The organism is Pseudarthrobacter sp. NamE5 (assembly GCF_005796225.1).
Lineage (GTDB): Bacteria > Actinomycetota > Actinomycetes > Actinomycetales > Micrococcaceae > Arthrobacter.
In genome coordinates, this window is sequence record NZ_VAHO01000001.1 from 69389 (window position 1) to 82102 (window position 12714).

The window sequence follows — 12714 nt, forward strand, 5'->3', positions numbered from 1 at the left end:
ATAGCTGCTGAACCCATGCTGATTTCCGGGCTGACGGGGCGGGAGCCGCGAAAGCTCCGGTGACATGGCGACCGATGACAGCGAAGATCATGGCCAGCGAGATGGCCCCGGGGTCCGGCGTGCCCAGGGGACCACCTCTGCCAGGCTGTCACCACGTTCGGCGGCCGCGCCCATGACTTTGAAGACGGTGAAGCCACCGGCGATGCCGCGGCGCTTATCCGTTTCCGACGGCGGAGCGCTGGCGATGTCGTCCGTCACCAGGACGTTCTCCACGGCAATGCCCTCAGCCGCGCCACCAGTGGAAGCCTGGAGGACCGGATCGAGTCGGACCTCGAATTCCACCGCACCCTCTGCCGGCTGACGGGCAACGAAACACTTTTGCACTCCTGGGAATCGCTGGAGGGCTCCATCCGGATGTCCATCATGTTCGCGGGCCTGGAAAAGGGCGTCAGCAACATGAGCGTGGACCGGCACAAGGACATCGTCGCCGCCATCGACACCGGCGACGCCTCCCTGGCCCGGAAGACCATCCTCGAGCATATGGACGCGGCCGCAGCCAACCTCGTAGCGTAGTGGCCGGTGGCGCCTGCAGCGGCCTCCCGCCGTCGCGCCTTTTCCGTCCTCAAAGCCTCTATTCGCGGGAATCCCTGCGACTTTCCGACCGTTAACCTACTGTGCGGTAAACTACTGCACCCGTTAACGAGGGATTGAATGAGCACCAAGTTTGAATCAGTCGAGGACGACGCCGGGAAGGTCACCCGCTATGCCCGCCATCCCAACGGCGGCGGCCTCGTCGCCCCCGGGGCTATCGTTGCCGAAAGCGCCAGGATCGGCCGGATGACGTACGTGGAACACGGCGCCCGGGTCGGATCGGGCTCCCTGATCGGGCACGGCAGCTGGATCGACCGCGATGCGAAGGTTGGAGACCGGACGGTGATCGGCGATGGTGTGCGCATTGGCCGTGGCACCGTCATCGGAAACCGCGTGCACATCGGCAGCCACTCGCGCATCGGCTCCGGCGTCCTGATTGAGCATGGGGTGCAGGTGCATGCGGACAGCACAGTCCATGATGGCGAGCAGGTGGTGTCAAGCTCAAGGGCACCGGGCCGCAGCGTACCCGGCAAGAACCGCCGGCACCGGAAGGTTAAGGGCCGGATCGCGGCCTGACCTGGCTGTGCGTCCGGGCCGCGGCGCGCCCTTTCACCGTCCCGGCCGCCCACACAGCAAGCAGCAGGGCCACCAGGAGCAGGCCGGCCTCACCCAGATCGACAGATCCCAGCCATAGCGTCACAGGGTCCTCCAGTGCAAACGCGGCGTTGAAGAAGCCGCCCAGCGTAATCACAGAGATGAACAGCGCTGACACTGCCGAGATCCCGGTGACCAGGGCATTGAATCCCAGTTTCCGCTGCGGGTCATCCAGGGCCGAGCGGTACATCCGCATCATGGCCATGCCGTTGAGCGAATCGCAAAGCGTCATGGCGGCAGCGAACGCCAGCGGCAGGGCGAGCAGGGCGAACGGCGGCACCCCGGCCAGCGAGGCCGCCGTCGTCATCATCAAAAGGCCGATGGTGGTGGCAGTGTCGAAGCCCAGCCCAAACAGGAAACCGACCACGTAGATGTTGCGGGGCCGCCGCACTTTGGACAGCGGCCTGGCGAGGAGCCGCGCCACGAGTCCCCGGGGTTCCAAGTCCAACGGGTCGACGGCGGCACCAGCCCGGGCCCGTCGGTAGGCGCGGGCCGCGCGGGCGAAGGCGGAACCGTTGAACAGGCCCATGGCCAGCAGGAACAACCCGGACACACCGCTCCCGATCAGACCGAGCGCCAGGTTCCCGGTGGTTCCTTCCTGCATGAACTGGCCCACCACGGCGGCGCCTGCGATCACCAGCACGCCTGCCAAGGCGACCACCGAGCTGTGGCCCAGGCTGAACGCGAACCCAACGCTTACCGGGTCCTGCCGCTGGGCGACGAACTTTCGGGTGGAGTTGTCGATCGCGGCGAGGTGGTCCCAGTCGTAGCTGTGCTTCACCCCGGCAAGGTAGGCGGCGGCAACCAGCCCCCACGTCAGCACCTGCGAACCGCCCGGTGCGGCGTTGCCGGCCAGCAGGAGTACGACGGCGGCTGCATGCAGGGCGGCCACCGCACCGAAGGTGAAGAGCACGCGGGTCCGCAGCGGCAACGTTTCCCGTGTCCGGTACAGCGTGGCGATGTGGGTTACGGCCGTCATCAGTGTTTCCTCAGGTTCAGTGGTCCTTGCCCGTACCAGCGTTCCCGCAGGAGGTTGGCGCAGCCTGTGAGCAGGCTGTTCAGTTCTTCGGTGCTGTTCGAGAGGGCGCGCAGCACAAGCCCGGTGGTTCCCGCCACGGTTTGCGTTAGGGAGATGCCGGTCAAGGCTTCACAGGTCCCTGTGAGCCAATGCAGTTCGTCGGCGAGCGCCTGCTCCACCCGGGAATCCACTACGATCAGCGAGCCCAGGTGGCTGAAGCCCTCCATGAACCCGAGGCCGGTGACATCCCCAGCCGGCGGCCGGATGAGTAGGTTATCCAGCGCCAGCAGTTCCGGCTCGCCGCCGCCGCTGTGCACCTGGATTTCGTTCCGCAGCCGGACTTCCTCGTACCGGAAGTTAGCACCGTCCGGCGACCAGCCCGGCGTCACCACTTCCGCCATCACCAGGCACGACGACGGCCGCATGGTCACGCAGGTCCGCTGCCGGTAGCTGGCCTCCCGGTAGGCGATGAGCTGGTCCGGCACGAGCTCGAGGCGTGCCTCCTCCCCCAGCCGTACAGTCATCCGCTGCTCGGCAAAGGAGCCAGGAGTGCGGTAGACCTTGGTGGCGGACTGGGTGGTCAGCAGCAGGTCAGCGCCGTCCCCCACCTCGACGTCAAGGACAAAGAGGTCCGCCCCCAAATAGGCCCCGCCAGGATTGACGACGACATAGCAAACCTGCCCGGAGTCGTCGAGATAGTGCGGCCGCAGCACCCGAAGAGCGCCTTCGTGGAACTGCCTGGAAGCGATGGACCTGGCGCCGCGCATAACGATGCCCAGCTCCAAGCGCCCTCGCATTGCGCGACCAGCGGTGGCGGATGTGCGGACGGCGAAGTGCTGGACGTCATTGCGCCAGATCAAGCATCAGGACGTCGTGGCGGATCCAGTCGATGATCTTGTCCAGCCCTTCATCTGTTTTCAGGTTGGTGAAGCAGAACGGCTTGGTCCCGCGGAACTCCTTGGAGTCCCGTTCCATAATTGCCAGATCCGCTCCTACGTGGGGTGCGAGGTCGGTTTTGTTGATGATGAAGAGGTCAGACTTGATCATGCCCTGGCCTGCCTTACGCGGGATTTTCTCGCCCTGGGCGACGTCGATGATGTAGATGGAGAAGTCCACGAGTTCGGGGCTGAAGGTGGCGGAGAGGTTGTCGCCGCCCGATTCGACGAAGATGACCTGCAGGTCCGGGTGGCGGGCTTTCAGTTCCTCGATCGCCGCGGTGTTCATGGAGGTGTCTTCGCGGATGGCGGTGTGCGGGCAGCCGCCGGTTTCCACGCCGATGATCCGGTCCACGGGCAGGATGCCGTTGGCGGCGAGAATCTTGGCGTCCTCGATGGTGTAGATGTCGTTGGTGATGGCGGCCATGGAGATTTGTGCACTCATGTGCCGGGTGAGCCGCTCGACGAGCTGGGTCTTGCCGGCGCCGACGGGTCCGCCGATGCCGATCTTGATGGGTTCAGTCATGGTGTCCTCCTAATGAAGTCAAAAACAGTTAGCTCATGAACATCCGGGCACGCTGGCGTTCGTGCCGCATCTGCGAAATTTCGAGTCCTGGGCTGACGGCACCGAAGTCGTCCGGCGTGAGGTGCCTTATCTGCTCGACGGCGGCAGCCACGGCGTCGGCCGCTTGCCGCAGCAGCCGCTGCCCGGCGTTCTGGCCGAGCGGGATGGCGCGGACTGCGTTCTGCGTCAGGGAGGTGACGGCGGCAAACAGGTAGGCGGCGAGCGCCTCCTCAAGCGGTACCCGCAGGGAACGGGCGACGACGGCGAACGCCAAAGGCTGGTGCCCGTCAGCGCGGCCGGTGGCCACCAGGCGCCGGTAGGATGCGAGCTCATCCGAAGGAAACACCTCGTCCCCAATATCCAGCAGCCGCCCGCCCATCTTGACGCTGGCCTCCCGGACCTGGCGTGGCAGGAGGGAAGCAGAAAGCAGCGAATCCAGCTCCCCGACATCCCAGCCGTCGTAAAGAAGCCGAACAACCAGCCCATCGGAGTAAGAAAGCGACTGCGAAATAAAAGCAGACACCCAAACCAGAAAACCAGCCTCATCAGCGATCGCACCGGCGTCGACATAGGTCTCAAACCCGAGAGAGTGCGCAAAAGCCCCGGTAGGAAGAGCAGAATCAACAAGCTGCTGCAAGGCAAGCTGATGTTTAGTGGCTGTGTTCAGCATGGCGGAAAGGCACAGGCATCACGCGTTCCTGGCGGGTATAGGGCACACCCACGTGGACAAGGTAGTCCTCGACCGTGTGGTCGTAGGCGCACACCATGACGTCATCTTCGTACTCGGAGGACGAGTCGAAAAACTGTGCCTGCAGGTGCCGGTTGCCGAGGGAGTGTGCCACAACGCCCATCTCGTGGATGGTGCTGGGAGCGATCACCAGGACGTCGCTGGGCAGCACGGACACCACGATCATGTTCGACTCTTCCACGTGGAGGATGTCGCCGTCACGGAGATCGCCGGAACCGGAGGGCAGGCGGATGCCGATCTCCTTGCCGTGGTCGGTGGTGGCCCGCTGGATCCGCTTGACCAGCTGGGTACTGGGGAGCAGCACCTTTTCCTGGTGCAGGTTGGCGTAGGTGTGGGGGTCGGGCAGTTCGTGCAGGTTGCCGAGGACTTTTTCGATGATCACGACGGGCTCCAGTGGATGTTAGAAGAGGAAGTAGCGCTGGGCCATGGGCAGGACGTCGGACGGCTCGCAGGTGACGTCCTCGCCGTCGACCGTTACCTGGTAGGTTTCGGGGTCGACCTGGATGTCAGGGGTGGCATCGTTGTATTTCAGGTCCGCCTTGGTGAGCGTCCGGATTCCCGAGACGGGCCGAATGACCTTTTGCAGCCCCAGTTCCCCGGGCACACCGGCGTCGATGGCTGCCTGGGACAGGAACGTGATGGACGATTGCTGAACAGCCTTCCCGAAAGCACCGAACATGGGCCGCATGGTCCGCGGCTGAGGGGTGGGGATGGAGGCATTGGCGTCGCCCATCAGTGCGTAGGCAATCTGGCCGCCCTTGAGCACGAGCTCGGGTTTGACGCCGAAGAACGCCGGGTCCCACAGCACCAGGTCTGCGAACTTGCCCACCTCCACCGAGCCTACCGATTCCGCAATGCCTTGGGCTATGGCGGGGTTGATGGTGTATTTGGCGACATAGCGCTTGATCCGGAAGTTGTCGCTGCCCGGACCCAAGCCTGCCTCCGAACCGTGCGTGCCGCCGTCGTCATCCGTCAAAACGCCGCGCTGTTTCTTCATCTTGTCCGCCACCTGCCAGGTGCGGGTAACGACCTCACCCACCCGGCCCATCGCCTGGGAGTCGGAAGAGGTGATGGAGAAGATCCCAAGGTCCTGCAGCACGTCCTCTGCCGCGATGGTCTCGGCCCGGATCCGGGAATCGGCAAAGGCAACGTCCTCGGGGATGTCCGGGTTGAGGTGGTGGCAAACCATCAGCATGTCCAGGTGCTCTTCGATGGTGTTGCTCGTATAGGGCAGCGTGGGGTTGGTGGAGGCCGGCAGGACGTTCGGCATCCCGGCAATTTTGATGATGTCCGGGGCATGCCCGCCGCCGGCCCCCTCCGTATGGAAAGTGTGGATGACACGGCCGCCGATGGCGCGGATGGTGTCCTCGACAAAGCCGCACTCGTTTAACGTGTCGGTGTGGATGGCCACCTGGACGTCGTACTCATCCGCCACCTTGAGCGAGGTGTCAATGGACGAGTGCGTGGAGCCCCAGTCCTCGTGCACTTTAAGTCCGATGGCGCCGGCACGGATCTGTTCGGCCAGGGGTTCGACGGCGGACGCGTGGCCTTTGCCGAACAGGCCGATATTCATGGGGAAGCCTTCAGCCGCCTGCAGCATCCGCTGGATGTGCCACTTCCCAGGCGTCACCGTGGTGGCTTTGGTTCCTTCGGCCGGGCCGGTGCCGCCGCCGATCATGGTGGTCACGCCGCTGGTGAGGGCGGTGGGGATCTGGTCCGGGGAGATGAAGTGGATGTGGGTGTCCACTCCGCCGGCGGTGAGGATCTTGCGCTCGCCGGCAATGATTTCGGTGCTGGCGCCGATCACAATGTCCACGCCGTCGGTGATCTGCGGGTTGCCTGCCTTGCCGATTTTGAAGATGTGGCCGTCTTTCACGGCCACGTCCGCCTTGTAGATGCCGGTGTAGTCCAGGATCACGGCGTTGGTGATGACGGTATCGGGGACGTTCTGGTCCCGCGTCACCTGGCCGTTCTGGCCCATGCCGTCGCGGATCACCTTGCCGCCGCCGAACACCACCTCCTCGCCGTACACCGTGAGGTCCTTCTCGATCTCAAGGAACAGGTCGGTGTCCGCAAGGCGGATGGCGTCACCCGTCGTCGGGCCGTACAGGTCCGCGTACTGGCGGCGGGAAATCTCGAAGCTCACTTGCCGTCCCCTTTCATGGCATACCCGCCCAGGCCGGTGCCGCCGTCGAGCGTTCCGTTGACCGCATTGCTGAGGCCATACACCTCCCGGTTGCCGGCAATTGCAATCAGCCGTACGTTCCGTGAGTCCCCGGGTTCAAACCGCGCCGCAGTCCCGGCCGGGATATCCAGCCGGCGCCCGTGCGCGACCTGCCGGTCGAAGTCCAGCGCGGCGTTCGCCTCGGCAAAGTGGAAGTGCGAGCCCACCTGGACCGGACGGTCACCGGTGTTGATGACAGCGACGTCAATCGCCTCGCGCCCGGCATTCGCCGTCACCGGTTCCGGGCGAAGGACATACTCTCCTGGGATCATTGCCTCGCCTCTTCAGCGGATGGGGTGGTGGACGGTGACGAGCTTGGTGCCGTCGGGGAACGTGGCTTCGATCTGCACGTCGTGGACCATCTCGGGCACGCCCTCCATGACGTCCTCCCGGCGCAACAGGGTGGTCCCGTAGCTCATGAGGTCGGCGACGCTGCGTCCGTCCCGCGCGCCCTCGATGAGCTCATAGCTGATGATGGCCACAGCCTCGGGATAGTTGAGCTTGAGCCCCCGCGCCTGGCGGCGCCGGGCAAGATCGGCGGCCACCACGATCAGAAGTTTTTCCTGCTCACGCGGCATCAGATGCATGTAGGTCCCTTCAACAGGCCGCTTTTCGGCGGCGTGGGACCCACAGTAGGTTGCGGACGTTTCCGCGAAGTTTCAGGTTTGTTATGTTCGGCTCTCCTGGCCGGACGACTCAGCCGGCGAGCCGCGCCAAGATCTCATCAGTGGACTGGACTGGCTGGCGGTAACTGGTGGAGAGGATGCGGAGCATGTCCGCGGCGTCCTGGTTGTCCTCGGAGGCCATCGCCTCCTTGGCATAGGTGGCCCGGATATTGTGGGCGAATGCGTCGGCCCCCGTCTGCGCGATGCAGTTATGCGTGGACACTCCAGCGAGCACCACTTCGTCGGCGCCCCAGTTCCGGAGCCGGGAAAGCAGGTTGGTGCCCACGAAAGCGCTGTCCCGCGTCTTGTTCAGCTGCGGCAGGCCTTCGATGGCGAGGCCGGGGACAGTTTGCGCCTGCTCGCTGCCGCGGAAGATGAACCCCTGGTCGTCGTCGAGCATGTTCAGGCTCCAGGTTGACTTGTCCCGCTCGTGCTCCGTGCCCACGATCAGTGCTTTGTGGCCGCTCTCCTGGAAAGCCTTCAGCAACCTGTTGCACGATGCGACCATCTGCTCCTGCTGCGCGGCAAGTTCCGGCGCCTCGAAAAAGGCGTTCTGCATGTCGATGACAAGAAGTGCAATCACGTGGCACCTTTCCCTCGTTGAGCTTTGGAGAAGAGGTACCCAGTGTTGGCCGGGCGAAACCTACGGGGCCGACTCGCGGACCTGCAGCAGGAAGCCGGCTTCCACCTGCACACCCCCGCCGGAGGTTTCGCGTCCCTCGATCCGGTCAACCAGCAGGCCGATGGAGCGCTCTGCGATCTCCTCCATGCCGGGAGCAACCGTGGTCAGCGAGGGGGAGGCGAACCGGGCCTCGTCGATGTCATCGAAACCGGCTACGGCAACCTCCCGGGGAACCCGGACGCCGCGGATCAGGAGCTCGTGCAGGGCGCCGAGGGCCAGGGCGTCGTTCAGCCCGAACACTGCGTCAAACTCCACTCCCCCTTCCAGGAGCCCGGCCACGGCGGCGGCGCCATTGTCACGGCGCCATTGGCAGGGGGCAACCAACGCGGGATCGAACGGCACTCCCGCCTGGTCCAGCGCCTTCCGGTAGCCGTTAAGCCGCAGGCCGGCGCTGCCCGCGGACTCCCCGGAGTGAGCACCGATCACGGCAATCCGGCGGCGGCCGCCGGACAGCAGGCGGGCAGTCAGGGCAGCGGCGGCTTCCTCGTTCTTCATGGTCACCAGGTCGAAGCGGGAATCAAGGATGTGTTCACCCAGCAACACCAGCGGCTTCCTGCCCAAACGGGCTGCGATGGCATCGGCATCAATCATCAGCGGCGTGAACAGCAGACCGTCGGTGAGCTGGCGGAACGGGCCCTGGAGCGCGTTCAGTTCCACGTCCGCCACGGCGTCCGACTGTTCCACCAGCACCCGGTAGCCGCGCCGGGAGGCCGCCTTCATCAGCCTTGAGGCCAGCTCCGCGTAGTAGGGGGCGGAAAGATCGGACAGGACAAGCCCGAGCATTTTGGATTTACCGGACCGCAGGCTCCGCGCCGTCAGGTTCGCCTCATAGCCCAGTTCCGCGATGGCATCCTGGACTCGCTGCTTGGTGGCGGGACGGATGAACTCATAGTCGTTCAGCACATTGGAAACAGTCTTGAGCGACACCCCCGCCGCCCTCGCAACGTCATTCATGGTGACCGCCATCATGGCTCCTTCGTGTGGTTCCGCAAGTTCCTGCCATACATCGTTGCAGACCCCAGCACCCTCAGGGCAACCAGGAGCGCCACGCCAGAACAGCGGTCACCGCAAGCGGACGGAAGGTCAGGCTTTCGCCGCCTTCACAGCTGCCTTGGCGGCCTGCTTGCTGGCACGTACCTTGGCCAGGGACTCCGGATCCACGATGTCCGCCACTGAGAGGTAGGAGCCTTCTTCCCCGTAGTGCCCGGCAGCTTCACGCCAGCCCGGCGCCTGGAGCCCGCACTGCTTGCCCAACAGTGCCAGGAAGATCTTCGCCTTCTGCTCGCCGAAGCCGGGCAACGCCTTCAGCCGGCGCAGCACTTCAGCACCGTCAGGGTCCCCTTTGGTCCAGATCGCGGTGGCGTCACCGTCCCACTCGTTCTGCACCGCTTCAGCGAGCGCCTGCACGCGGGCCGCCATTGACCCGGGGAAACGATGGACAGCAGGACGTTCCTTGAACACCTCGACAAAGGCCTGCGGATCGTGCCCGGCCACTGCCTCCGGGGTGATGGACCCCAACCTTGCCTTGATCTTTTCCGGCCCGGCAAAGGCGGATTCCATGGTGACCTGCTGGTCCAGCAGCATGCCGGTCAGCAGCGCAAAGGCGTCCTCACTCAACAACTTGTCCGCAGCGGGGTCCCCGGTGATGTGCAGCTCCATGCCGTCCATCCTCCCAGAGGAGGGCCGCCGTCGTCATGCGGCCCTCCCGCCTGGGAGTTTTTGTCCAGGTATGCAGGCCTAACCGCCGTGTATCCCGGCCTATCTGGACAAACGCCCTCCCTGGGGTGCTACTCGCCCACTGCCAGCCGGATCATGGACCAGGACACCGCGGGCAACTGCGCGGTGAGCCGGCGGCCGTCGGCCTGCACTGAAGTGTTCTCCGACGGCAGCACGGACGTCGAATCGTCGGCCGTGGCCTGCCAGTACGGGTCCTTGTTGGCGTAGGTGACCGCCTCCACCACACGCACGTTCCCCAGGCCGGACACCACGGCGTCCAGTCCCAGCTCATCCGTTGCCGACCGGTTGACGGCGAACACCACGGCCTCGCCCTTGTCTACGTCGTAGGTTGCGACGGCGGACACCGCGGCAAAGTCCGTGGTCTTGCCGCCGCTGACCAGAGGGGATTCGACGGCGAGCTGCAGCACGGTGCCTGACGCGTGGCGGGACGTGAGGGCGAAGGGGTGGAAAGTGGTCTGCTTCCAGGCACGGCCGCCCGGCTCGGTCATGATGGGCGCGATCACGTTGACCAGCTGCGCCAAGCTCGCGGAGTGGACGCGGTCGGTGTTCTTGAGCAGGGTGACCAGCAGGTCACCCACCACGACGGCGTCCGCCACCGTGTAAGTGTCCTCCAGCAGGACGGGGGCCACCGGCCAGTCCTTGCCGGTGGGTGCGCGCGACTCGTCCCGGCTCATGTGCCACACGTTCCACTCATCGAAGGAAATGTTGACCTGCTTGGTGGATTTTTTCACCGACTTCACAGAGTCAATGTGGCTCACGATGTCGTGGATGAAGGCTTCCATGCGGTGGCCGGCGGAGAGGTGTTCCTGGAGGTCGCCGAAGTCCTCGAAGTACTGGTGCGCGGAGATCAGGTCCACCAGCTCGTAGGTTTCGGAGAGGACAACGCGTTCCCATTCGCCGAAGGTGCTCATGGTGGGTCCCGAACTGCCGCAGGCCACAAGTTCCAGGTCCGGCTCAATCATCCGCATGCCGCGGGCGGTGTCCGCTGCCAGCCGGCCGTACTCCCGGGCGTTCTTGTGGCCGATCTGCCACGGTCCATCCATCTCGTTGCCCAGGCACCACATTTTGATGCCGTAGCCGTTTTCCGCGCCATTGGCCCTGCGTTGGTCGGAAAAGGCGGTGCCGCCGTCGATGTTGCAGTACTCCAGCAGGTCAAGGGCCTCCTGCGTCCCCCGGGTGCCAAGGTTGACGGCCATCATGGTCTCGATGCCGGCCTTGGCTGACCACTTTGCGAACTCGTCCACGCCCACCAGGTTGGGATCAGTGGAGTGCCAGGCAAGATCCAGCCGGACCGGCCGCTTATCCGCCGGGCCGACGCCGTCCTCCCAGCGGTAGCCGGAGACGAAATTGCCCCCCGGGTAGCGAACGGTGGATACTCCCAGTTCCCGGGTCAGTTCCAGCACATCCGTGCGAAAGCCGTCCTCATCTGCCACGGGGTGGTCCGGCTCAAAGATGCCCGTGTACACGCAACGGCCAAGGTGCTCCACGAAGGCACCGAAAGTGCGCCGCCGGACCGGTCCCACTGAAAAGGCGGGATCCATGGTGATCTTGGCGGCGGCGGGTTCTGCAGTGGTCACGAAAACGTCCTCGTCTCTTTTACAACGTTATAGAAAACATTCTTGATGCAACCTCTGCAGGAGTCAAGCAACCTGGATGGGGGGACTTGCCGGGCAGTGCCCCCGTGGGTCCGCCCTCATATGCTCACGGCAGTGCCGCTTTGACCTGCGGCAACGCTGTCAACGCCCGGATACAGCTGAAATCCAAGTACTACCTAATCTTAAATTCGGGTACTGCTTACCCATTCACCCCCCACTTCAGCCGAATTAGGTTTTTCTCAGAGACAAGACCTTTCCTGGTCGTAGTACTGGCTCACTAGGGGGCGTGAGACTGCAATGCACAGACGAGGGATAGGCTCCGGTTTCCCGGTCCACAGGACCCGGGCAATAGGCGGGGCCGGCGACGAGGAGGCCTTTGAGACCAAGGCCTCTCCCCCAGCCGTCGCCGGCCCTCTTCGTTCCCGGCACAAGCCGGACCACCGGCAGCCGCAGTCAGGCGAGAGTCCTGCGGGGGCCGGAAGCCATGAGGGCATCCTGCTTGACCTGGTAACCGGCACCCACGGCCTGCGTGAATCCCTCGACCGGCTCACTGCAGCCACGGTCCAGGCAGTCTCCCGGGCAACGGGCCTGCAGATCGAGTGTGGAGTGGTGGTCCACCAGCCGAAGCGAAACCCCGCCGTTACCGGCACCTCGGATGAGGTGATCGAGCTTCTGGAGCACGAACAGGACTTTGAGGAAGGCCCCCTCTACGAGGTGTTGGCCGGCGGCCATCCCGTGGCCGTGCTGCAACGGAACGCGGACTTCCGCTGGCCGCGGTACTCCACGCATTTGCAGGAAGCCGGGTTCGGCAGCGCCATGGGACTGCGGCTCCGCGTAGGACATGGTGCTTCAGGAACCCATGGCGCAGGAAACCCGGCGTGCGACAGCGAAGCCGGCGCCAGGGGGACGGCAGCTGGACTGGCACTTTTTGCCCAGGATGCCAAAGCGTTCCCGCTGCAGGTCATAGCGGAGGCACGCACCTTCGCCGGGCTTGCGGCGAAGAGCCTTGACATGGCCATCGATCTCCATGCCGCCAAGTCCATGGCCGCGGACCTGCGCTCGGCCCTGGACAGCCGCACCTCCATCAATGTCGCCTGCGGAGTGATCATGGCCCAGAACAGGTGCTCGTACCAGGAAGCCTTCTCCATTCTGGCCAAGGCCTCAAGCCACCGGAACATCAAGGTGCGGCAGGTGGCGGAGGACATTTTGGAACGGCTGCCGGAGGGTCCCCCGCGGGCCCACTTTGGCCACTAGCCGCGGATTATCCGGCAATCCGTAACCGGACCGGCGACGGGGAGCG

General features: G+C 64.7%; 15 protein-coding genes and 1 pseudogene. 3 read left to right on the forward strand and 13 right to left on the reverse strand.

All coding sequences use genetic code 11. The features are described from left to right. Positions 1 to 87: 87 nt before the first annotated feature. Positions 88 to 384, reverse strand: a complete 297-nt coding sequence (locus FDW84_RS19960; RefSeq protein WP_371419118.1) for a dihydroxyacetone kinase subunit DhaK — start codon at positions 382 to 384, stop codon at positions 88 to 90. Between FDW84_RS19960 and FDW84_RS01515 the strand changes: the two are divergent. Then, positions 280 to 573 (forward strand): annotated as a pseudogene (locus FDW84_RS01515) (FadR/GntR family transcriptional regulator); the annotation flags it as partial. The gene FDW84_RS19960 and the pseudogene FDW84_RS01515 overlap by 105 nt on opposite strands. 138 nt (positions 574 to 711) lie before the next feature. Continuing rightward, on the forward strand, positions 712 to 1167 hold the full coding sequence (locus tag FDW84_RS01520) for a transferase (protein ID WP_138605887.1): 456 nt from the start codon (positions 712 to 714) through the stop codon (positions 1165 to 1167). Here the strand turns inward: FDW84_RS01520 and FDW84_RS01525 are convergent. The 12 genes from FDW84_RS01525 to FDW84_RS01580 form a co-directional block, all read right to left on the reverse strand. After that, on the reverse strand, positions 1145 to 2224 hold the full coding sequence (locus FDW84_RS01525; RefSeq protein WP_138605889.1) for a HoxN/HupN/NixA family nickel/cobalt transporter: 1080 nt from the start codon (positions 2222 to 2224) through the stop codon (positions 1145 to 1147). The genes FDW84_RS01520 and FDW84_RS01525 overlap by 23 nt on opposite strands. Continuing rightward, positions 2224 to 3060, reverse strand: coding sequence for an urease accessory protein UreD (locus FDW84_RS01530; RefSeq protein WP_138605891.1), 837 nt, complete (start codon positions 3058 to 3060; stop codon positions 2224 to 2226). Before FDW84_RS01530 ends, FDW84_RS01525 begins: the two co-directional genes overlap by 1 nt. Before the next feature lie 46 nt (positions 3061 to 3106). Continuing rightward, the gene (ureG, locus tag FDW84_RS01535; protein ID WP_138605893.1) at positions 3107 to 3724 is read right to left on the reverse strand and encodes an urease accessory protein UreG; all 618 of its coding nucleotides are present in this window, start codon (positions 3722 to 3724) and stop codon (positions 3107 to 3109) included. 28 nt (positions 3725 to 3752) lie between these two features. Then, positions 3753 to 4433: an urease accessory protein UreF gene (locus tag FDW84_RS01540; protein WP_138605895.1), complete on the reverse strand. Its 681-nt coding sequence runs from the start codon at positions 4431 to 4433 to the stop codon at positions 3753 to 3755. Then, entirely contained in the window at positions 4414 to 4893 is a 480-nt protein-coding gene (gene ureE / locus FDW84_RS01545) for an urease accessory protein UreE (RefSeq protein ID WP_138605897.1), read from the reverse strand. Before ureE ends, FDW84_RS01540 begins: the two co-directional genes overlap by 20 nt. 18 nt (positions 4894 to 4911) lie before the next feature. Then, complete coding sequence (gene ureC / locus FDW84_RS01550) at positions 4912 to 6657, reverse strand: urease subunit alpha (protein WP_138605899.1); 1746 nt, start codon at positions 6655 to 6657, stop codon at positions 4912 to 4914. After that, entirely contained in the window at positions 6654 to 7007 is a 354-nt protein-coding gene (locus FDW84_RS01555) for an urease subunit beta (protein WP_138605901.1), read from the reverse strand. Before FDW84_RS01555 ends, ureC begins: the two co-directional genes overlap by 4 nt. A 12-nt stretch (positions 7008 to 7019) precedes the next feature. Beyond that, entirely contained in the window at positions 7020 to 7322 is a 303-nt protein-coding gene (locus tag FDW84_RS01560; protein ID WP_138605904.1) for an urease subunit gamma, read from the reverse strand. Positions 7323 to 7431: 109 nt separating this feature from the next. Further along, positions 7432 to 7983 (reverse strand): cysteine hydrolase family protein, encoded by a 552-nt coding sequence (locus FDW84_RS01565; protein ID WP_138605906.1) that lies wholly within the window; start codon positions 7981 to 7983, stop codon positions 7432 to 7434. Positions 7984 to 8043: 60 nt separating this feature from the next. Next, a complete protein-coding gene (locus FDW84_RS01570; RefSeq protein ID WP_138606483.1) occupies positions 8044 to 9048 on the reverse strand; it encodes a LacI family DNA-binding transcriptional regulator in 1005 nt (334 codons plus the stop codon). Positions 9049 to 9165: 117 nt separating this feature from the next. Then, positions 9166 to 9750, reverse strand: a complete 585-nt coding sequence (locus tag FDW84_RS01575) for an HhH-GPD-type base excision DNA repair protein (RefSeq protein ID WP_138605908.1) — start codon at positions 9748 to 9750, stop codon at positions 9166 to 9168. A 119-nt stretch (positions 9751 to 9869) separates the two neighbouring features. Further along, positions 9870 to 11396: an arabinosylfuranosidase ArfA gene (locus tag FDW84_RS01580; protein WP_138605910.1), complete on the reverse strand. Its 1527-nt coding sequence runs from the start codon at positions 11394 to 11396 to the stop codon at positions 9870 to 9872. 315 nt (positions 11397 to 11711) lie between these two features. Here FDW84_RS01580 and FDW84_RS01585 point away from each other — a divergent pair, with 315 nt between their 5' ends. Then, positions 11712 to 12668, forward strand: a complete 957-nt coding sequence (locus tag FDW84_RS01585; protein ID WP_171046610.1) for an ANTAR domain-containing protein — start codon at positions 11712 to 11714, stop codon at positions 12666 to 12668. The last annotated feature ends 46 nt before the right edge of the window (positions 12669 to 12714 follow it).